The following is a 21,385-nucleotide window of genomic DNA, read 5'->3' as shown; positions in this document are numbered from 1 at the left end:
GGCCACGATGGCAAATCAAGACTGGCTCAACAGCCAGAAGTCATGAGCGAACTCAACGGTGTTCAGCGTCAAACGCAGCATCCAGGTTCAACGCCAACCGCTGCTCAAGCGAATCGACGTGGCCAAAGCCATGCTCCGCGAAGATGCTCTGTTCAGAGGTCAAGAGGCGCTCTTTCGCCTCAATGGTCTTGCCAAACCACAAGACGGTCTGTTTTTCCTCGGTAAAGGCGGGCCACTGGTTTCCTGGATTTCCATTACGAATGAACTGCCCATACAAGGCGCCGAACTCGGCCGTCACCTGACGCAGTTCCTGCCGATCGGCGCCATCGAATGCCGGCCACATCTTCAGGTCGCTCTCGCTTAGATTCCTGAAAATAAAAGGCATGTCTCCAGTATGTACGGCCCGCAAATAGCCTCCGTATCCTGGCAGATCGTATGAAAACTGAAAGACGTAGACAGGAAAGCCCTGCTGCGCGAAATTGCTCGCGATTTCCAGCGACGGGCCTTTGAAAAATTCAAACGACATAATGTCACTGAGCAACTGGCCGGGTTTTACCTGATCTGGATAAAGCGCTTGGTACTCATCCAGCACCTGTTGGGCATCGTCCGAGAAAACCTGCTGCAAAACATTCAATACCTCGGATCGGGAGCCCTCGCTGACCGTGTGAGAATGCCCCCTGAAAAACTGCCATTCGTCTTTGGCGAACCCGATCATCAGCTCGAAGTCCTGTCGTGGGTACTTGGAGTTCGCCAGCACGGAAACCGGCAAGCCCGGCAGGATATCGCCATCGTCGACAGCGCCGACCGGCCTCCAAGCGAAATTGATATCAGGATCAAATCTGCGCGCCATTACACTGTGCACCGCAATGAGCCTTTCGGGACTGATGGTCATTAGCTCCGCTGCATCGCTGATATTCAAGAGGTTCAGATACTCTTGAGCTACCCGCGCCGCATCTTGTTTTGGTTGCGTGCACCAAAGGTTGAATGGAGACAATGAATGGACAATGGCGCGCTTTATCAAGGGCTGAGCTGTCGGGTTCACAAGCAGGTGTGAAACCGCCGTGGCACCGCAGGATTCCCCCCCGATCGTAATGTTTTGGGGGTCACCGCCAAAAGCGGAAATATTCTCGTACACCCACTGCAACGCCGCTATCTGGTCTTGTACCGAAACATTCACAGCTTCGGGCAACTGGTCGCTGATCAAGCCAAAATGAACCCAGCCAAGCGCGCCCATTCGGTATGTGGGGCGCACCACAATAATGTTCTCTTCGCGAGCCAGATTCGCGCCTCGCTCCAACGGAAAATGCCCTGAACTAACCGCATTTGCACCGCCATGATAGTAAACATAGACGGGCAAGGGGCCATCGCCCGCATGCTCCGGGAGCCATATGTCGAGATAAAGGCAATCTTCACTGATATTGCCGTGATGATAAGTTTCATTGACATATCCCGGCCACGCCATAATGCCGGGCAAATCAGGGGCCATCTCCTCAGCGATCTGCAACACGCGCTGCACGTTATCGAGATTCACTTGATAAGAGGCGGGCCCCGGAACAGTGGCATCGCGTATACCTTGCCAAGCCTGCATAGGACGTGGCGCGCGGAAGCGAAGCTCGCCCACAGGCGGCCGCGCGTAAGGAACCCCGTGAAACACGCGTGTGCCTTCCTCGATCGCCCCGCGTAAAATGCCCTGCCGAGTTTCAACAAGCAAGTCTGCCTCAATCATTTTGTCTCCTTCCTAAAACAAACCAGTTCCAGCATCGACGATGCTCCGTCGATGCTTCTTAGTGTCGCGGGGATACAGCCATCCCGAGCAGATCCAGAGCGTTTTCTCCCAATATCATGGCCCGCTCGTCTTTTGTAATGCTGGGTATGGCGTCTATCAGTTCGTGCACGTTGTAGCTCCCCATATCAAACGGATAGTCGGTACCCACGACCAGACGATTTGCGCCGAAAGTTTCAATCAAGTGCCGTAGAATCCTTGGGTCGTATACAACGGTGTCGAACCAGACATTTCGCCTTAGGCAATCGAACACTGCTTTACCGGTGCCTCTTCCGACATCTGGCCGAGCGGCCGCACCATGTAGAGCGCGGCCTGAGTATGAAGCCAGGAATCCGCCCCCGTGCGCTGCCAGAATACGCAGGCGGGGGAAGCGCTCGAAAACGCCTTCGAATATCATTTTGGTCAACGCAATAGTCGTCTCGAGCGGCTGGCCCACGATATTTGAGAGGTAATGCGTTGCAAGACGCTCCCCAAGCGTAGTTCCCAGCGGATGAAGAAAAACCACGCAGCCCAATTTTTCTGCCGCCGCCCAGAAAGGCTCGAGCGATGAATCCACGAGGTCTTTCCCTGCTATCAAGCTCGATACCTCCACGCCGCAGAGACCCAGTTTTTCAACGGCGTGATGCAACTGCTCGACAGCCAGCCGGGGATGCTGTAACGCAACCGACCCAATGCCTTTCAGGCGTTGCGGATGCAGCGAGCATGCCCGAGCGATACGCTCATTGAGAATGCCGGACAGCTCCTCCGCCAGGCGCTCATCCGCCCAGTAGTAGTACTGAGTCGGAGAGGGGCTGAGCACTTGTATGTCAACACCCATTGCGTCCATATCGCCGAGCCGCTCTTCAAGCGACTCCATTCGCCTGAACGCACTCGGGAACATGACCTCATTGTTATGGCGACACGCCGCCTCCCCTTGAGTCCGGGCAAGCATTTCTAGCTCGGCCGCCTTCTGCGGAAGAGGGGCGACGAGTTCCTCTACTTGCGAATCAAACAAATGGCAATGAAAGTCGACGGTAAGCCCTGGACCTCGCGCTCTTCTGACGCTTGGGTCGTGGTGGCAGGTCGGGGAACAGGTATGCAACATGGCAGTCAGCTCAAGCGGGCCCGATGATCAGGGCGTTTCAAATGCTCGGATGCGAGTCAAATCTCGCGTCTTATCGAGATGGAGACTCGGTGGCTGGCGCCAGCGCATTAATACCTGCGCAGATGAAAGGAACAATACGAGCCATCATCGCTTCAACGTCCGAGTCGTCGCACTGCCCACCGGACAATCTTCCCGCCCTGCCCGTAGTGGCCATCATGGTCATGCCCACACCAATCGCAAACATATAGCCCCAAACTGCTTCCTCCTCTTTCAAGCTTGGGACGACCCTTTGGATGGCGCTGATGAACCGCTTAGCGGTCGGGTCATAAAAAGAGCTGATGAGATCACGAGACGCTTGATCGTCCGCATTATTGGTACTAACCAGTACTCGGGAGAAAAGATTGCCGCCTGGCTGTTCATGTCCAAAACTCACCGTGGGCCGAAAAAGCGCATCGATCAATTCGGGGAGCGTCGGCGCTGCTCCCTCATCGTCGTTGAAGAGTTCGTCTAACCGGGTAAGCCGTTCACGGTTGATTGCTTCCGATCGACGCGAAAACATACTTTCGAATAATTTTCGTTTTGAATCGAAGTGGTAATGCAACAGAGCCTGAGCCACTCCAGCCTGCTTGGCGATCTCGCGCATGCTTGCTCCATCAAAGCCTTGAAGTGCAAAGACTTTTTCCGCAGCGTCAAGGATTTGGGAGCGTGCGTTCTGCTCTGTCATAACTGTTTCCCAAGATAAAGGTTTTGGTGATTATTATTCATGACTGATCGATCAGTCAATGAATTGAGGGTAAACACTTATAAGGGGGCCGATTTCGTCGGATATCGCCCCACCGGCCACGCCGCAACACACCGGATCGAGCCGGCGCCGCGCGCGGGAGATTACGCACTCGAGTACAAGTGCGTCCGCCTGGCGTAGGCTAAAGCCGGTAATTGGGGAGTAAGAGCAGAGATTGGCTGAGGACGGACGACGCGCGGGCCTTCGCTAACAAAAGAGGCCTTCGCTTACCCCTGAGGCGCCCGTTGATCTACTGGCTGCCGACGACGCATTTATGCGCCTGGGCAGCGGACAGAAAATGGTACAGGTTGCGGATGAGCGCCGCAGTGGCCCCCCAGATGAAATAATCCTTCCAGGGCATGGAGAAATAAAAGCGATGGCCGCCGTCGGGCAAGTTGGCCCGGTGCAGGAAATGGTGGGAAGGGTCCATCAGGAACGACAGGGGCACCTCGAACACCTCGGCCACTTCGGTCAAGTCGGGCCGAATGGTAAAGCCCGGCCGCACATAGCCGATGACCGGCTTCATGGTAAAGCGGGTAGAAGTAAGAAAGCCCGGCTGCGTGCCCAGAAGCTGTATGTATTCGGGCGCAACGCCGATTTCTTCGCGGGTTTCACGCAATGCGGCGTCGACCGCGTCGCGGTCGGTGGTTTCGATGCGCCCGCCCGGAAAACAGATTTGACCGGCATGGTCGTACAAATGAGAGGCGCGCCGGGTAAACAGCAGGTGCAAGCCTTCGGGGCGCTGCACCAGCGGCACGAACACCGCCGCCTGCACGATGTCGATAAGGTCGAGGCTGTCGGCCTGGAAGCTTTCGGTGAACACGGGCTCGACCTGCCAGTCGATCGGGCTGCTGAAGGCTGAGCGAATGAAATCCAGCTGTATCGCCGCGCTGTCCAAAGGCAACAAGATATCGGACAGCGGCACAATGGGCTGGGTTTGAGGATCGAATCCCGGAACGATGACCGTACGCTTGCCGGTCCGGGAATGCGGAATGTTTCGCGCCATGGCTCCAAAAGCAATATTCTGTGCGTCGCCTTCAGTATGCCGCCCCGGTGGCAAAAAACAAAGGCACCGCGCGGGTGCCTTTGCTGAACTGTGGTATGGGCGAAACAGCGCGATTAAGCTTCTGCTTTTTTGTCGGCCCGACGAACCAGTTTTTCTTTGATGCGTGCAGATTTACCCGAACGGCTACGCAGGTAATAAAGTTTAGCACGGCGGACATCGCCACGGCGCTTGACTTCAATGGAAGCGATTTGCGGGGAGTAAAGCTGGAAGGTACGCTCGACGGCTTCGCCGGACGAGATTTTGCGTACGATGAACGAGGAATTAAGGCCGCGATTGCGCTTGGCGATGACGACGCCTTCGTAGGCCTGGACACGCTTGCGCGTGCCTTCGACTACGTTGACGTTGACGACAACGGTGTCGCCGGGGCCAAATTCGGGCTTGGCCTGACCGCCGGTAAGACGGCTGATCTCTTCTTGTTCAAGTGTTGCGATTAAGTCCACGGTGGGCTCCTGATTTCATCGAAAACGGCCGCGTTGTTGTTTGCGGTGTTGGCAATGGGCTTGGCCCCGGCCGCCAGAAGATGAGTTGAAAAACCAGCTATTGTACACCGTTTTCAATGACTTAGAAACCGCCGGCGGCGCCCAGCCACATCATGCCGGGTATGGTGGCGCCCCAGATGGCCACGAGCACGACGTCGGCCAGCATGGCACCGCGGGTAAGGCTGCGTTTTTTGGAACCGGCCGCGGAACCGGAGGGAGCGGCGCTTTGGCGCGAACGGGATTTGCGAGGTTGCTGTGCCGGGGGGAAGGGCCACTTGGCGGGTGTTTGCGGAGTATTCATGGTTCGTCTCGCTATGTATGCACAAAGTTGCAAGGGCTGGATGCCACTGGTTTTAAAACCACTGTTTTTCTAAACAGTACTCTGTTTTCGATACTGTACGAAATCACAGTAACTTTTGCAAGCACTTTTTTCTTGCGCCATGAATTGGGTTTGCCCGGGCTTGATAGCGACTCAGTGGGAGGCTTACTGGCTAGGGGTTGGAACGGTACTCTGGGTCTTTAAGCGCCCATTAGCTAGTGGTTGAAGCGGTGTTCTGGGTCTTTAAGCGCCGCCGGAGGAGGGAGTGTTTTTGCCGGGCGGTCGGACGGTTTGTGGCAGCGCCCTCCAACGCCCGGCAAAAACACCCCCTCCTCCAGCGGCTCAGATTGGGGCAAACCATGCACGCCGGCAAGCCGGCGGGCCGGTTCTTTTTAAAAGCAGAATGGGGTTCGGCACTCAGAGTCAGCTCAACCGTTAGCCAATGAGGAATGTCGGTACCCATGAGCAGCCTCAACCACAAGCAACCGGAAAATATCGGCACCCATGGCCAGCCTCAACCGCAAGCCGGTGGGGGCGAAGCCTATTTAGGACGGGCGTTGGAGGGCGCTGCCACAAACCGCCCGACCGCCCGGCCTAAATAGGCTTCGCCCTCGCCGGCGCTCAAGAACCCAAAGAAGCCACACCCGAAGAAATCACCCCCAGCGAAACACCACCCCAAGAAGCAAAATCCAACGAAACAGCCCCAAGAAAAACCGAACCCCAGGAAACAAACAGCGCTAAAAGCCAAGACAGCCAAGAAAGCCCAAATCACAGGGGAGAACGCAAAAAACAAAAACCCCCATCATGGCCATCGCCAGGACAGGGGTTTCAGCAGATAGATGCATGCCGGGCCGAGAACCGGCCCCGCAATTACCGCAGCTTACTTATTGGGCTGGGGCGTGGTGCGCAGGTAGGGACGCACAACAGTGTAGCCCTTGGGGAACTTGGCCTTGAGTTCGGCTTCGTCCTTGATGGAGGGCACGATGATGCAATCGTCGCCGTCTTCCCAGTTGACCGGCGTGGCCACGCTGTGGCTGTCGGTAAGCTGCAGCGAGTCGATCACGCGCAGGATTTCGTTGAAGTTGCGGCCCGTGCTGGCGGGATAGGTAAGGGTCAGGCGGACCTTCTTCTTGGGATCGATGACGAACACCGAACGCACCGTCGCCGTATTGCTGGCGTTGGGGTGGATCATGTCGTACAGGTCGGACACCTTGCGGTCGGAGTCGGCCAGAATGGGGAAGTTGACCGTGGTGCTTTGCGTATCGTTGATGTCCTTGATCCAGTCTTTGTGAGACTGCGCATCGTCAACCGATACGGCGATGACCTTTACGTTGCGCTTGGCGAACTCGTCGGCCAGCTTGGCAGTGTAGCCGAGCTCGGTCGTGCACACGGGGGTGAAGTCGGCCGGGTGCGAAAACAATACGCCCCAGCTGTCGCCCAGGTAGTCGTAGAACTTGATGGGGCCGATGTCGGAGTCTTGTTCAAAATCGGGGGCGGTGTCGCCCAGACGCAAAGTAGCCATGATGAGTCTCTTTTGGGATGGATGAAAAAAAGCAAGGCCGCGGCCTGGAAGCCCTTGCCGGCCTGCACCGAATCATTGTGCCAGCTTCGAGAACGGAATTTAAATACCGTCTTTATATAACGTTATAAGCTAAAGGAAGAGCCGTGCGCAACCATGAAAAGCGGTCTTGCCGCGCTGCGGGCACGGCAAGCACGGCAGACGGCCCGCCGTCGGCCTTGACGCGGATCAGTCAGATGCCTGGCTGGCGTAGCCTGCAACGTCGGCGCCATCGATGATGGACGCCAGATGCGCCGGGGCCCTGGGCAACACCTGCGAGGCATACATCACGCAAGCCGCCAGTTTTTGGGCATGAAAAGGGTCGTCCGCCTGCGGGCCCCGGCCGTCGTCGCCCAGTGCTTCAGTGCAGATGAGCGCCGCGCGCGCCATCTGCCAGCCCGCCAGGACGACGCCCGACAGCATGAGATAAGGCACGCTGCCCAGGAAGGCCGCGGCCGGCGCGCTTGACTGGTCCAGCATGTAGTCGACCGCCTGCGCATAGGCCTGCAGGGCCGGCTCCATGTGCCGCGCAATCACCTTCAGGCCGGCCTGATGCGTCCCGCCGCGGCCGGCGGCCGTGGCGAGTTCGTCAAGCGTGGCAAGCATTTGCCGATGCAGGCCATGCGCCACCGCCCCGCCGTCGCGCCATGTCTTGCGGCCAAGCAGGTCGTTGGCCTGTATGGCCGTGGTGCCTTCATAGATGGGCAGAATACGGGCATCGCGATAGTACTGGGCAACACCTGTTTCTTCGATATAGCCCATGCCGCCATGCACCTGCACGCCCAGCGAAGCCGCTTCGACCGCGTTTTCGGTGCAGAAGCCCTTGACGATGGGAACCAGGTATTCGTACAGGGCCTGCTGCCGGCCGCGTTCTTCAGCGTTGCCGTGATGATGAGCCAGGTCGCGGGCAAGCGCCGCCATGGCTGCAAGCGCCCTGCCCCCGTCGGCAAGCGCCCGCATCGTCCAGAGCATGCGCTGCACGTCGGGGTGGCGGTTGATGGGCACCGGCCCCTTCGAAGGGCCTTCCAGGCCCTGGCCCTGCAGCCGTTCGGCGGCATAGGCCCAGGCCTGCTGGGTGGCCCGCTCGGCCAGGGCCACACCCTGAACGCCCACGGCGAAGCGGGCGGCGTTCATCATGACGAACATATATTGCAGGCCGCGATTGGCCTCGCCCACCAAGTAGCCGACGGCGCCCTCGCCGGCTTCGCCCTTGCCTGATCCGTACAGCATGACGGCCGTGGGGCTGCCATGGATGCCCAGCTTGTGCTCGAGCGAGGCGCACCATACGTCGTTGCGCTCGCCCAGCGAACCGTCGGCGGAAACGATGAACTTGGGCACGATGAAGAGCGAGATGCCCTTGACGCCCGGCGGGGCGTCGGGCAGCCGCGCCAGCACCAGATGCACGATGTTCTCGGCCATGTCGTGCTCGCCGAAGGTAATGAAGATCTTTTGCCCGAACAGGCGGTAGCTGCCGTCCGGCTGGGGCTGCGCGCGTGTTTTGAGCAGGGAAAGATCCGAGCCCGCCTGCGGCTCGGTGAGGTTCATGGTGCCCGTCCAGCGGCCTTCGATGAGCGGCGGGATGTACAGCGCCTGCTGCTGCTCGCTGCCCACCGTGGACAGCGCCTCGATGACGCCGTCGGTAAGCAGCGGGCACAGGGAAAACGACAAATTGGCGGCATTGAGGTTCTCGACCGCCGCGGTGCCGACCAGCTTGGGAAAGCCCTGCCCGCCAAGCTCGGCCTCGTGCTGCAGGCCCTGCCAGCCGCCCTGGGCGTATTGGCTGAATGCCTGCCGGAAGCCGGGCGGGGTTTCCACGGCTCCGTCGAGCCAGCGCGCCGGCGACCTGTCGCCGGCGGCATTGAGCGGCGCAATTTCCGACTGGACGAAGCGGGCGTTTTCTTCAAGCACTGCCCGGACGAGATCGACGGACAGATCCTGGAACCCTGGGCAATCAAGCAGCGCAGAGAGGCCTGACAGTTCTTCAAGAACGAACCGGTATTCCCGCAGGGGCGTGTCGTAGCCCATGATGCCCTCCGTCCGAAGGTGGATGCCGTGCGGGCCGGGCAAACCGCCCGCACGGGGTCTTGCGGCAAGCCTGGCGGCGAGCCTTACAAGGAGTTGGTCAGTTCGGGCACGGCCTGGAACAGGTCGCCGACCAGGCCGTAATCGGCCACGCCGAATATGGGGGCTTCGGCGTCTTTGTTGATGGCCACGATGACCTTGGAGTCTTTCATGCCCGCCAGGTGCTGGATGGCGCCCGAGATGCCGATGGCGATATAAAGTTGGGGCGCGACGATCTTGCCGGTTTGGCCGACCTGCCAGTCGTTGGGCGCATAGCCGGCGTCCACCGCGGCGCGGGAAGCGCCCAGGGCGGCGCCCAATTTATCGGCCAGCGGCTCGAGCAGCTTGAAGTTCTCGGCGCTGCCCATGCCGCGCCCGCCCGAGACCACGACCGTGGCGCCGGCCAGTTCGGGGCGATCGCTTTTGGCCACTTCGCGGCCCACGAACGACGACAGGCCGGAATCGGCTACGGCGTCGACGGCTTCGACCGAGGCCTGGCCGCCTTCGGCCGCCACCGGATCGAATGCCGTGGTACGCACGGTAAGGACCTTGACGGCATCGGCCGACTGCACGGTGGCGATGGCGTTGCCGGCATAGATGGGACGCTGGAAGGTATCGGGCGAATCGACCGCGATAATGTCGGAGACCTGCGCCACGTCGAGCTTGGCCGCGACACGCGGAGCGACGTTCTTGCCTTCGGCCGTGGCGGCGAAGACGATGTGGCCATAGCCCTGGGCCACGGCCAGCACCTGTGCGGCCACGTTTTCGGCCAGGCCTTCGGCCAGGGCTGGGCCGTCGGCCAGCAGCACCTTGCCGACGCCCGCCAGCTTGGCGGCCTGGTCGGCAATGGCCTGCACGCCCTGGCCGGCGACCAGCACGTGCACGTCGCCGCCGATTTTCTGGGCGGCCGCGACCGCATTGAGTGTGGCGCCCCGCAGCTGGGCCTTGTCGTGTTCTGCAATGACGAGTATCGACATGGTTAGATCACCTTTGCTTCGTTCTTGAGTTTGTCGACCAGGGCGGCCACGTCGGCCACCATGACGCCGGCCGAACGCGCGGGCGGCTCGGACACTTTCAGTGTTTTCAGGCGCGGGGCGGCGTCGACGCCGAGTTCTTCGGGCGTGGTGGTGTCAAGCGGCTTTTTCTTGGCCTTCATGATGTTGGGCAAGGTGACGTAGCGCGGCTCGTTCAGGCGCAGGTCGGTGGTGACGATGGCCGGCAGCTTGAGCGACACCGTTTCGAGGCCGCCGTCGATTTCGCGGGTGACGGTTGCGCTGTCGCCGGAAACCTCGATCTTGCTGGCGAAGGTGGCCTGGGGCCAGTCGAGCAGCGCAGCCAGCATCTGGCCGGTCTGGTTGGCGTCGTCGTCGATGGCCTGCTTGCCCAGGATGACCAGCTGAGGCTGTTCTTTGTCGACCACGGCCTTGAGCAGCTTGGCCACGGCCAGGGGCTGCAGCTCGGCGTCGGTCTGGACCAGGATGGCGCGGTCGGCTCCGATGGCCATGGCGGTGCGCAGCGTTTCTTGCGATTGTGCAACGCCGCAAGAAATCGCGACCACTTCCGTGGCGACCGATTTTTCTTTGAGTCGGGTGGCTTCTTCGACCGCGATTTCGTCGAACGGATTCATGGACATCTTGACGTTGGCGATGTCCACGCCGCTTTGATCCGACTTGACGCGTACCTTGACGTTGTAATCAACCACACGCTTGACGGGTACCAATACCTTCATCGAGCAGTTCCTCCGGGATATTGAATGGGAATTCCTGTTTGGGGCCGCGCCCGCCTTGTGCTAAAAGCGCAGCCGATTGGGTCTTTACCTGGGCAATATTGCATTCTACAGCTTTGCCAAAGCTTTGATGTGCACTGCAACACTGCGGCCCAGGGCCGACAGGTCGTACCCCCCCTCGAGGAAGCTGACGATGCGCCCCTGCGCGCTGCGGTCGGCCAGATCGACGAGTTTCTCGGTGATCCAGGCATAGTCGGACTCGAGCATGTCGAACTCTCCGAGCATGTCGTCGCGGTGGCCGTCGAAACCCGCCGAGACAAAGATGATTTCGGGCTGGAAGGCCTCGAGCCGGGGCATCCAGCGCGATTCGACGATTTCTCGAAGGGCCGCGCCGTCGGCATGGGCCGGCGCCGGCACATTGACCATGTTCGGGCCGGGATTTTCAGTGCATACATTGGGAAAGAGCGGATGCTGGAAGAAGCTGCACATCAGTATGCGGCTGTCTTCCTCAAATATTTCTTCGGTTCCATTGCCATGATGCACGTCGAAATCGATGATCGCTATCCGTTTAAACCCGTACTTTTCGAGCGCATACGCTACAGTTACAGCCAGATTATTGAAAAAGCAGAACCCCATGGCCTGGGCCGGCCGGGCATGGTGGCCAGGCGGACGGACCGAACAGAAGGCGGTGCTTGCCTGTCCGTCCATGATGGCATCGATCGCCGTAATACCTGCCCCGGCAGCGGCAAACGCGGCCGCCAACGTATGGGAGTTCATGAGCGTGTCGGGATCGATCTCGGCATAGCCCCGGACGGGTGAAAGGCGGCGCAGCTGGGCCAGCAGGGATGGCGTGTGTACGCGCAATATATCGGCCTCTTGAGCCGGCACGGCCTCGCGCTCGTCGATCAGCCCACGCAGACCGCTGGAAATCAGTTGATCATTGATGGCATCGAGACGGTGGGGGCTTTCAGGATGCCATTCGCCCATTTCATGCAGGCGGCATTCGGGGTGGGTAATATAGAGGGTCTGCATAAGGAGGATTATGTTCAAACCCGTCCGCATTTTGCAAGTCGCGGCAGCCGTACTGCTGGGCGGCTGCGCATCCAGCCATACCGCCCCGCCCTCCGCCCAGAATTCGCCGGCTGCCCAGGCGGCACCAGCGGCCTCGGCTTCCAGCCACGCCCGCAGGCCCCCCGCGGCCTCTGTTGACGCAAACGGCTTTGTCGATGCCCAGGGCAGGCTCAAGCCCGAAGTCCAAAGCTATGCCCGCCAAGTGGCGGCCAAGCACAAGCTGCCGCTGTCCCATGTCGAAGCCTTGCTGGAAGACGCCCGCTACAACGCCAAGGCGGCCGAGCTGATGTCGCCTTCCAAGACGCGCGTGCGGCGCAGCTGGGTTACATACCGCAAGCGCTTCGTCGAGCCCGTGCGCATACGCGCCGGCGTTGAGTTCTGGAACGAGAACCGGGCCATGCTCGACCGGGCGGCAGCCCAATATGGCGTTCCGCCTTCCATCATCGTAGCCATAATAGGGGTGGAAACCGTCTATGGAAGGTACACCGGCAGCTTCTCGGTGCTGGACGCCATCGCGACCCTGGCCTTCCGTTATCCCGACCCGCAACGCCCCGAGCGCAGCCAGTTGTTCCAGGACCAACTGGCCGACCTCATCCTCCTCGACTACCAGGGCGTTCTCGACGCGCGCCAGGCTACCGGCTCTTTCGCCGGCGCCATGGGGCTGCCCCAGTTCATGCCCGGCAGCCTGATGCGCTATGCCGCCGATGGCAACGGCGACCGCCACATCGACCTGGCGGCCAGCCCCGAAGACGCCATCGCCTCGGTGGCCAACTTCCTGGTCCAGCACGGCTGGCAGCCCGGCCTGCCCGTGTTTGCGCCGGTCGCCCTTCCGGCCGATGCGAAATCCCTGGTACACGGCGGGCTGGAACCTGTTTACGACTGGGAACAACTTAAAACACGGGGGGCAAGCAAGGCGCGGGCACCCGCCGACAGTTCATTCGACAGCGACTGGACGCAACACAAGCTGGGCATCGTCGACCTGGTGGACGAACCGCGCAAAACCGCCGAATACCGTTGCGGCACGCCCAACTTCTTCGCCATCACCCATTACAACCGCAGCTACTTCTATGCCACTTCGGTGGCCGACCTGGCCCAGGAGCTGGCCTCGCGCATGGGCTACGGCGCGCCCAATTGAAGCCTTGGGCACGGTGGGGCCGCCATGCGGCGGCCTTACCGCGCCGTATCGACAGTGTTACTCTAAAAGGCCGCCCGAGGCCATGTGGGCAGACCATGAGCGAAAGCCGATGTCGATACACTCACCTCTTGTCCGGCAGCACAGTGCCGACGACTGCGCAAACGATCAAGGCGGCGGCATCGCCGCCGGCCAAAGCGACGCAGAGCGCGCCGAAATAAGCCGCGGGCTGCTGGGCTCTCCAGCCCAGATGCCCCCGAAGTATCTCTACGACACATTGGGCTCAAAGCTGTTCGAATCCCTGTGCCTGCTGCCCGAGTACTACCCCACGCGCACCGAGGCCGCCATCTTCCGCGCCCATCGGCACGACATTGCCCGGGCCGCTGGACCGGGCGCCGTGCTGGTCGACCTGGGCGCCGGCAACTGTGCCAAGGCCGAAAGCCTGTTCGGAGTGCTGGCGCCGCGCCACTACGTCGCCGTGGACATATCGGCCGACTTTCTTCGCGACGCATTGGACAGGCTTCAGTCCTGCCACCCCGACATCCGCATGACGGCCCTGGGGCAGGACTTCTCGCAAGGCCTGCACCTGCCCCAAGAGGTGCCCGCGGACAATCGCCTGTTCTTTTATCCGGGCTCGTCGCTGGGCAACTTCGGGCCCGACGACGCCCACCGCTTCCTCAGCGGCCTGCGGCAATCGGGCGGAAGGCAGGCGTCGCTGCTGCTGGGGGTCGATCTCGTCAAGGAGCCCGAGGTACTCAACGCCGCCTACGACGACGCACTGGGCCTGACGGCCGCCTTCAACCTGAACCTGCTGCGCAACCTGAACCGCTTGCTCAAGGCCGATTTCGACGTGCGCGACTGGACTCACGTGGCTTTCTTCAACGAACAGAAAAGCCGGATCGAAATGCATTTGCAGGCACGCCGCGCCGTCCTGGTGCGCTGGCCCGGATCGAGCCGGCGTTTCGCCGAGGGCGAGCGCATCCATACCGAAAGCAGCTACAAGTACACCCGCGCCTCGCTGGCCGCTTTGCTCGAGAGTGCGGGCTGGCAGCCGACCGATTTCTGGACGGACCCCGCCGGCTGGTTCGCAGTCGTCCATGCCCGGACGCAAACGGCTGTTTCACTGCAAAAGGATGTCGCGTGATGAGTTTGTCCGGCACCCTGCTGTCGCGATTCGAGGCCGTGCGGCGCGCCACCGCCATGCTGGCCGAACCCCTTAGCGACGAAGACTGCTGCGGCCAATCAATGACCGATGCCAGCCCCGTGAAATGGCATCTGGCCCACACCACGTGGTTCTTCGAGACCTTTGTGCTCGAACGCTTCGAGCCCGCGTTCCGGCCCTTCCATCCGGCCTTCAGGATGCTGTTCAATTCGTACTACAACGGCATCGGAGAGCAGTACCCGCGCTCGCAGCGCGGCCTTGTCACACGGCCGGGCATGGACGAGGTTCATGAATACCGCCAGGACATCGATGCCCGCATAGAATCGCTGATCTTGATCGCCGCGTCCCCCATGGGCGCCGCGGCCCCGGAACTCGAGCGCCTTATCGAGCTGGGCATGCAGCACGAGCAACAGCACCAGGAACTGATCCTGACCGACCTGCAGCACCTGTTCTGGCACAACCCTTTGCGCCCGGCCTACTGGGCCGAGGCAATGCCGCCCGCCAGCCCGCCTTCTGCCATGCAGTGGCGGTCGTTCGATGGCGGCATCGTTGAGCTGGGCCATCAAGGCCAGGGCTTCTGCTTCGACAACGAGACACCGCGGCACCGGCAATATCTCGAGCCCTATGCCATGGCGTCCAGGCTGGTCACCAATGCCGAATACCTGGAGTTCATGCAGGCCGGCGGCTACGATGACCCCGCCCTGTGGCTTTCCGAAGGCTGGGCCTGGCTGCGCTCGGGTTCCCAGCCCATCTCCCAGCCCTTGTATTGGGAGCAGCTCGGCGGCGCGTGGCACGAGTTTACGCTTCACGGCAGGCAGCCCCTGCAACCCGAACATGCCGCCCTGCATCTTTCGTATTACGAAGCGGATGCCTATGCGCGCTGGGCACAGGCCCGTCTTCCAAGCGAGGCGGAATGGGAGCACGCGGTCGTGTCGACCCGGCGCGGGCTCAACGACGGCGAACCGGCCGACGCGCCGCCCATCGAGCAGGTGTACGACACTGCCTGGCAATGGACCAGCAGCAGCTATGCGCCCTACCCCGGCTACAAACCGGCCGCCGGAGCCATAGGCGAATACAACGGCAAGTTCATGGTGAACCAATATGTGCTGCGAGGCGGTTCTTGCGTGACCCCGCCCGACCACAGCCGCGCCACCTACCGCAACTTCTTTCCCGCCCATGCCCGCTGGCAGTACACGGGACTGCGGCTGGCGCGCTCTTTATAGACCCTGCAGTTTTAGAAATAGAGACATCGGTAGACCCGGCCGCCATGAAGCGCCGGCGCTTCATGGCAGGCTTTGGCGCGCGCCTTTGGGACGGGACTAATTGAACACGCCGGTGGACAGATAGCGGTCGCCGCGATCGCAGATGATGAAGGCGATGGTGGCATTCTGAACCCGCGAGGCCACCCGAAGCGCCGCCACCAGCGCCCCCGCCGACGAGATGCCGGCAAAAATGCCTTCTTCGGCCGCAAGGCGGCGGGCCATTTCCTCGGCTTCGTGCTGGCCGATGTACTCGAAGGCATCGACCTGCTCGGGGTGATAGATCTTGGGCTGATAGGCCTCGGGCCACTTACGTATGCCGGGAATCGAAGCGCCCTCGGCCGGCTGCGCGCCAACGACCTGGATGGCCGGGTTCTGGCTGCGCAGATAGCTGCCCACACCCATGATGGTGCCGGTGGTGCCCATGGCGCTGACAAAATGCGTGATGCCGCCATCGGTTTGCCGCCAAAGCTCGGGGCCTGTGGTATCGATATGGGCCTGGGTGTTGTCGGGGTTGGCGAATTGATCGAGCACCTTGCCCTTGCCTTCGGCCTGCATAGAAGTAGCGAGGTCGCGGGCGTACTCCATGCCGCCCTGGTTGGCCGGCGTAAGAATAAGCTGCGCGCCATAGGCCGTCATGGCCGCGCGGCGCTCGAGCGACAGGTTGTCAGGCATGATCAGGATCATCTCGTAGCCGCGCACGGCGGCCACCATGGCCAGGGCAATGCCCGTGTTGCCGCTGGTGGCCTCGATGAGGGTGTCGCCGGGCTTGATCTCGCCCCGCTGCTCGGCGCGGCTGATCATGGAATTGGCGGCGCGGTCTTTTACAGACCCCGCGGGGTTGTTGCCTTCAAGCTTGGCCAGAATGACGTTGCCCCGTTCTTGGCCAAATTGCCCGGGAATGCGCTGCAGTCGAACCAGAGGCGTGCCGCCTATGGTTTGCTCGATGGTCTGGTATTGTTTCATGCTGCAAATGATACACCCAACGATACGCCCGACACCGGGCACGGCCGCCAAGCCGCAAAGAAAACCGGCCGGCAGGCGGCCCTGTTCGCCTTGCATGCCGGGCGTTTTTCATGCATAGCCGCCCATTCGCCGCGACCTCCAGTCTCGCTTCGCACGCCCGGCCATCTGCTTCGAATAGTTGAACAATTACTTTGAACGGCTGACCGTTTATCTTGCCCCCCGAACGTTGGCCTTGAACGCCAAAGCGTGCGCCGCTAGCCCGGCCCGCCATGCGAGGCGCGCCGGGCTCCGAAGCTATTTTCCCGGTTTGCGCGCCGCGGGCGCAGCGCTTTTTAGCGCCGCCCCCGCCTGCCCCATGGTCAGCCCGGCCGCCTGCAGTGAATGGGACTTCTTGGGGCCTATGCCCTTGACACGCTCGGCCAGGTCGTCGAACGACTCGAAGCTTCCGCCGCGCGTGCGCTCGTCGACGATGACTTGCGCGGTCTTGGGCCCGATGCCGGTGATGGTTTCAAGCTGCTGGGCAGTGGCGGTGTTGACGTCGACGGCCCACGCCGACGGCGAAGCCAAGGCCAGCAAAAAGCCAAGAACGGCGCCCGCCGCTTTGCCGCCATAGACCCGCCACGACGCAGCCGGCTGGCTAGCCGCTTCCTTGCCCCGCGCGCGGCGCCGGGCAAGGCGGGCCGAACGAGGATGGCGAAGCGGCATGCGGCCTTCTCGGGCTCTATGCTGGGGCGCTGTATGTTGGGGTGCTGTACTTTGCGGCGCCTGGCCAGGTGTGGTGCTCTGCTGTATCTGGCCGGGTGCTGTACTTTGCTGTGCCGGGCCGTTTTGGGCGGCTTGATGGCCATTGATAAGCTGGTCGTTGGCGGCCTTGCCCGGGGCTTCAGTTAGGGGGCGGGCTACGGTGGATTCTGTAAAGGGATTCATGGCGACCTCCGGATGAATGGACGGGAAGGCAGGCCTTATCGAGGCGGGCCTGCCTACGACCATGATGCGATTGGGCGTGGTTTGAGACCATGGCCCAGGCCATGCTTGGTCCATTCGTACAAGTACGGGAGGGTAGAGTTGTTCTTGGAGCATCTCATTCAGTACGTTTTCCTGACGCGATGTAATTGCTACGTGGTCTGATCTGGAATCCTGCCAACCGTTGTTCCAGCACATGCGCAATCCAGCCAGCCGCACGGCCTGTTCCCCATAAAGTGCTGGCCGTGCGCTCTGGTAGCCCCGAGGCAAGGCATAAGGCTATGAGCCCCGCGGCTAGATTGGGCGGCATGCCAAGCTGGTTATGTACGTTTTCAATAAAACGAAATGCCATCTCCGCCTGTCGCGAGGGTGTTCCAAGTTGGTGTGCGATCTCGATCAGAAACGTGGCCCGTGGGTCGCCATGCGGATAAAGCGGTAACGTAAAGCCAGGCAGGCGCTCGCGGTTGCGCTCGGCTTGGCTTACTCGCGCCTTGATTTGCGCAGTTGACGCGAATCCACGTATTAGCTGGTCGGCTTGGTCGCAGCCGCCTGCCAACGTTACGCCTACATGGGTCGCCAGCGCCGTGACAATGCAGGCGTGCAGACCCGCTCCCGTCGAGGCGGCCACCCGTGCCGAGAAAGTAGATGATGACAAATCATGGTCGGCGCACATGATCAGCCCCGCATTGACCGCGTTCAGCCGTTGAGGAGTTTGTTGAATACCCAATGAATTAAGTATGTGTGCTGCAATGGGCCGCTCTCCCACTACGTCGCAGTAGCCGTGAGTCGGACCCAACACACCAAAGCATCCAGCAAAGGCAAACAGCATTTGTCTGGAGTATCGGGTTATCGATCCGCTGCGTAGTTCCTCTACCAAGGTGCCGCCGCCCATGGCCGTGGCAGCAATAGACAGCACACGCATCATACGCAGGCTGGGCATGCGTTCAAAATGCATGGCATCGAGCGCTACTTTCAAGTCGACTTCCGGGGGTTCTACTGGCCAAGTGTGTTGAGCTCCTGGCAATACCCCTGACCATAATAATTCTGCCACCGCTTCAAAGTTGCCCGGGTGACGCACAAGATCGGAAGCCAGATGTCCCCGGTAGCTGGGGCCTTGGTCGGTAATTTCGGTGATGCTGCTGTTGACGACCGGCTGCCCTTTGCGCAGTGCGGTTGAGGCTCCGGTTGGGAGGCCCATTCGTCCAGTACTACGTGCTAATAAGCCTTCTACCTCGTGGCGCAGGTAGAGATTGGTGCGGGTGTCGGCCCTTGCGATGGGGTGCAGGCGGCCGCGACTTACGTAGGTGTACAGCGTTGCCAGCTTGATGCCCAGCATGGCACAAGCATCTTTTGCGCTGATCAGATCGGTATGGGCTGGGCGGGGCGATTCATGTGCTTTTGATTTTTGACGGGAAGGCATGCTGTCTGCGCTGTTTAGGGGTTTACATTGATCGATCATGGAATCGAGATTGAATCGTTATTTATCGATTCATATACTAGCTTCCAAGTCACAACGGCGTCCACCGTTTCTACCGCTAAAAATTGCTTCCAAGGAGACCTCCCTTGTCAACAAATTCCCAAGTTCCGAATTCCTCTCGTGTGGTTGTTGTAACCGGTGCCGCGCAGGGTATCGGGCGTGCTTATGTCAAAGAATTCTGTGCACAAGGTTATCGGGTAGCGGCACTCGACATTAACGCCAAAGCGGTCAATCAGGTGGCTGCCGAGGCTTCCGGGCACGGAGGCCATTGCCTGCCGTTCGAAGTTGATGTCGGAGACGAGGCTTCGGTGGCTTCTGCCTGCCATAAACTGCTTGAGCAACTTGGCAGCGCCGACATACTTGTAAATAATGCCGCCATTTTCTCCACGCTCAAGATGCGGCCCTTTGAAGAGATTCCCCTGGACGAGTGGACCAAGGTGCTGCATGTGAATATCACCGGAACGCTACTTATGGTGAAGGCGCTTTTGCCATCCATGCGGCAGCGCAAGTGGGGGCGCATCATCAACGTATCCTCGGCAGCCGTCACGATGGGCAGGCCCCATTATCTGCACTACACAACGTCCAAAGCCGCAGTCATTGGCATGACAAGATCCATGGCTCGTGAGCTCGGCGTCAGCGGCATTACCGTGAACGCCCTGCTACCTGGCGCCATCGATACCGAGATTTCGCGAGAAACGGTAACACCGGCTCAGAAACAGGCCCAGATCGACATGCGCTCGGTGCCGCGCGAAGCCACACCACAAGACCTTACCGGAGTGGTGTCCTTTCTGGCCTCCGAGGCAAGTGGCTTTGTTACCGGTCAATCGTTGATCGTCGACGGTGGGCTCACCTTTCTTTAGATTCACGCTGCAACGATTCCAACCAAGCTTTGGCCCTTAATAGGCAATGGCGCGGTCTTGGCGTCAGCAAAGACCGCCTGAACGTAGAACAAGGAGACATACAATGAAAACCCTGCTTCGATCTGTCTTGGTATCAGCTTGCTTTGCCGTCACTTCCATCGCACCCGTTAATGCTGAAACAGTCACGCTACGTGCGGTAAGCGCTTGGCCTGAAGGCAACTTCTTTTCACAGAATTTCGAAAAATTCATCAAGAAGGTCAACGAGGATGGCAAGGGAGTGGTTCAGATCCAGTATCTGGGCGGTGGGGCAAAGGTAATGCCTCCATTCGAGGTGGGCAATGCCATAAAGACCGGTGTCATAGACATGGCTAACGTCACGGGCAACTTCTATACCAACTTGCTGCCCGAGGCCGATGCCTTGTCGGTAAGCACCATACCGGTTCAAGAATGGGATAAGAACGGAGCCCGGGAATACATCGATCAAGTTTGGGGTGATAGGCTCAATGCGCTCTACCTGGGCCGCGCTATCGATCAAATGCCCTATCACCTTTTCCTGAAGAAGCCCATTACTGGCGCTGACCTCAAGGACTTGCGCTTGCGAGGTATACCCATCTACCGCTACTTCTTCGAGACATTGGGGGCCACCGTGCTAACAATCGCTCCCGGCGAGTTGTATACGGCGCTTGAACGGGGCGTTGTCGATGGCTATGGCTGGCCCGTCTCGGGTCTGTTCGACCTGAGCTTGCAAGAGCAAACCAAGTATCGCGTCGAGCCCGGTTTCTACAACACAGAAGTAGGTGTTCTTATCAATCAAGATAAATGGAACAAGCTGAACGATCAGCAAAAAGAAATTCTGACGCAGGCTGCTCGCTGGATGGAAGACCTGAACTTGCAGAACGCCCAGATGTGGGAAGAAGAGAAAAAGCGTCAAGCCGCGGCCGGTATCGAGGTGATAGAGCTTTCGGCTGCCGATCGCGAAACCTATCTAAAGGCGGCCGAGGAATCTGTATGGTCCAACATCAACAGGTTAAGTCCGCAACACGGTCCCAAGCTGCGTGAGCTGCTGGTACGGTAATGAACGACTCCATCTCTATACGTCCGGGCCTATGGGCCCGGATGGATAATTGGTACGGCAAGTTGCTGAATGCGTTGGCGCTACTGGCCTGCGTCCTGACTGGCTTGATGGTTGTTGTTGTCTGTGCTGATGTCGCGGCGCGAGGCATGCGTTGGGGCAACTTGCCGTGGTCACCGGAAGTTGCTGAATACATGTTGTATCTATCGACTTTTCTGGCATCGCCGTGGCTATTGCGGGAAGGTCAGCATATCCGCATGGATATGCTGTTGCGTGCGTTGCCAAACAAAGTCGCCTGGAGCATTGAGCTGCTTATGGATATTGTCGGCGCGGCAATCAGCAGTGTCATGGCCGCGGCCTGCTTGCGCACGGTTATTGCCAGCGCGAATCAGGGGTCTTTGGTTATCAAGATACTGGTCATTCCAGAATGGTGGGTACTGCTGCCTGCAGCGATTTTGTTCCTGATTCTAGCTGTCGAGTTCCTGTTTCGCTTGCGCCGCCTGTGGCTAGGACCAAAGGCAGTACGGCAAGAAGCCACATCTGCCGCCTGATCTATCGCGCCAACG

20 protein-coding genes are annotated in these 21,385 nt (G+C 60.1%); 6 read left to right on the top strand and 14 right to left on the bottom strand.

Annotation, left to right across the window (positions count from 1 at the left end; all coding sequences use genetic code 11):
* Positions 1-52: 52 nt before the first annotated feature.
* From C7440_RS06910 to C7440_RS06860, 11 genes are all read right to left on the bottom strand, one after another.
* Positions 53-1,726, bottom strand: coding sequence for a carboxylesterase/lipase family protein (locus C7440_RS06910; RefSeq protein WP_116517900.1), 1,674 nt, complete (start codon positions 1,724-1,726; stop codon positions 53-55).
* Between the two features lie 58 nt (positions 1,727-1,784).
* Entirely contained in the window at positions 1,785-2,867 is a 1,083-nt protein-coding gene (locus C7440_RS06905; RefSeq protein WP_116517899.1) for an amidohydrolase family protein, read from the bottom strand.
* 70 nt (positions 2,868-2,937) lie between these two features.
* Positions 2,938-3,591 carry a TetR/AcrR family transcriptional regulator gene (locus C7440_RS06900; RefSeq protein WP_116517898.1) on the bottom strand — a complete coding sequence of 218 codons (654 nt, stop codon included), beginning with the start codon at positions 3,589-3,591 and terminating at the stop codon, positions 2,938-2,940.
* Positions 3,592-3,898: 307 nt separating this feature from the next.
* Positions 3,899-4,654, bottom strand: coding sequence for a CoA pyrophosphatase (locus tag C7440_RS06895; RefSeq protein WP_116517897.1), 756 nt, complete (start codon positions 4,652-4,654; stop codon positions 3,899-3,901).
* 113 nt (positions 4,655-4,767) lie between these two features.
* Positions 4,768-5,154, bottom strand: coding sequence for a 50S ribosomal protein L19 (rplS, locus tag C7440_RS06890; RefSeq protein ID WP_017523210.1), 387 nt, complete (start codon positions 5,152-5,154; stop codon positions 4,768-4,770).
* 121 nt (positions 5,155-5,275) lie between these two features.
* Positions 5,276-5,494, bottom strand: a complete 219-nt coding sequence (locus C7440_RS06885) for a hypothetical protein (protein WP_017523209.1) — start codon at positions 5,492-5,494, stop codon at positions 5,276-5,278.
* 898 nt (positions 5,495-6,392) lie between these two features.
* A complete protein-coding gene (locus C7440_RS06880) occupies positions 6,393-7,034 on the bottom strand; it encodes a peroxiredoxin (protein WP_116517896.1) in 642 nt (213 codons plus the stop codon).
* Between the two features lie 225 nt (positions 7,035-7,259).
* Positions 7,260-9,095: an acyl-CoA dehydrogenase gene (locus C7440_RS06875; protein ID WP_116517895.1), complete on the bottom strand. Its 1,836-nt coding sequence runs from the start codon at positions 9,093-9,095 to the stop codon at positions 7,260-7,262.
* A gap of 83 nt (positions 9,096-9,178) precedes the next feature.
* Positions 9,179-10,108 (bottom strand): electron transfer flavoprotein subunit alpha/FixB family protein, encoded by a 930-nt coding sequence (locus C7440_RS06870; protein WP_116517894.1) that lies wholly within the window; start codon positions 10,106-10,108, stop codon positions 9,179-9,181.
* A gap of 2 nt (positions 10,109-10,110) precedes the next feature.
* A complete protein-coding gene (locus C7440_RS06865; protein ID WP_116517893.1) occupies positions 10,111-10,860 on the bottom strand; it encodes an electron transfer flavoprotein subunit beta/FixA family protein in 750 nt (249 codons plus the stop codon).
* A gap of 105 nt (positions 10,861-10,965) precedes the next feature.
* Positions 10,966-11,889, bottom strand: coding sequence for a histone deacetylase family protein (locus C7440_RS06860; protein ID WP_116517892.1), 924 nt, complete (start codon positions 11,887-11,889; stop codon positions 10,966-10,968).
* Between the two features lie 10 nt (positions 11,890-11,899).
* Between C7440_RS06860 and mltB the strand changes: the two genes are divergently transcribed.
* The 3 genes from mltB to egtB all read left to right on the top strand — a co-directional run bounded on the left by mltB (position 11,900) and on the right by egtB (position 15,445).
* Positions 11,900-13,063, top strand: coding sequence for a lytic murein transglycosylase B (gene mltB / locus C7440_RS06855; protein WP_116517891.1), 1,164 nt, complete (start codon positions 11,900-11,902; stop codon positions 13,061-13,063).
* A 109-nt stretch (positions 13,064-13,172) separates the two neighbouring features.
* On the top strand, positions 13,173-14,204 hold the full coding sequence (gene egtD, locus C7440_RS06850) for an L-histidine N(alpha)-methyltransferase (RefSeq protein WP_116517890.1): 1,032 nt from the start codon (positions 13,173-13,175) through the stop codon (positions 14,202-14,204).
* Positions 14,204-15,445 carry an ergothioneine biosynthesis protein EgtB gene (gene egtB, locus C7440_RS06845; protein ID WP_116517889.1) on the top strand — a complete coding sequence of 414 codons (1,242 nt, stop codon included), beginning with the start codon at positions 14,204-14,206 and terminating at the stop codon, positions 15,443-15,445. The genes egtD and egtB overlap by 1 nt, the downstream gene beginning before the upstream one ends.
* Positions 15,446-15,541: 96 nt before the next feature.
* On the opposite strand, the gene cysM is transcribed toward egtB, so the two are convergent.
* The 3 genes from cysM to C7440_RS06830 form a co-directional block, all read right to left on the bottom strand.
* Positions 15,542-16,447: a cysteine synthase CysM gene (cysM, locus tag C7440_RS06840; protein WP_116517993.1), complete on the bottom strand. Its 906-nt coding sequence runs from the start codon at positions 16,445-16,447 to the stop codon at positions 15,542-15,544.
* 294 nt (positions 16,448-16,741) lie between these two features.
* A complete protein-coding gene (locus C7440_RS06835) occupies positions 16,742-17,152 on the bottom strand; it encodes a ComEA family DNA-binding protein (RefSeq protein WP_116517992.1) in 411 nt (136 codons plus the stop codon).
* A 376-nt stretch (positions 17,153-17,528) separates the two neighbouring features.
* Entirely contained in the window at positions 17,529-18,830 is a 1,302-nt protein-coding gene (locus C7440_RS06830) for a citrate synthase (protein WP_165832464.1), read from the bottom strand.
* A gap of 143 nt (positions 18,831-18,973) precedes the next feature.
* Between C7440_RS06830 and C7440_RS06825 the strand changes: the two genes are divergently transcribed.
* From C7440_RS06825 to C7440_RS06815, 3 genes are all read left to right on the top strand, one after another.
* Positions 18,974-19,747 (top strand): SDR family NAD(P)-dependent oxidoreductase, encoded by a 774-nt coding sequence (locus C7440_RS06825; RefSeq protein WP_165832463.1) that lies wholly within the window; start codon positions 18,974-18,976, stop codon positions 19,745-19,747.
* 103 nt (positions 19,748-19,850) lie between these two features.
* Positions 19,851-20,822, top strand: a complete 972-nt coding sequence (gene dctP / locus C7440_RS06820) for a TRAP transporter substrate-binding protein DctP (protein WP_116517886.1) — start codon at positions 19,851-19,853, stop codon at positions 20,820-20,822.
* A complete protein-coding gene (locus tag C7440_RS06815) occupies positions 20,822-21,370 on the top strand; it encodes a TRAP transporter small permease (RefSeq protein ID WP_017523195.1) in 549 nt (182 codons plus the stop codon). Before dctP ends, C7440_RS06815 begins: the two co-directional genes overlap by 1 nt.
* Positions 21,371-21,385 lie beyond the last annotated feature (15 nt).

Origin of the sequence: Pusillimonas noertemannii (assembly GCF_003096595.1) — a bacterium.
GTDB lineage: Bacteria > Pseudomonadota > Gammaproteobacteria > Burkholderiales > Burkholderiaceae_B > Pusillimonas > Pusillimonas noertemannii.
The sequence above is the reverse complement of the archived record's forward strand: the minus strand, read 5'-3'. Positions and strand labels throughout refer to the sequence as shown.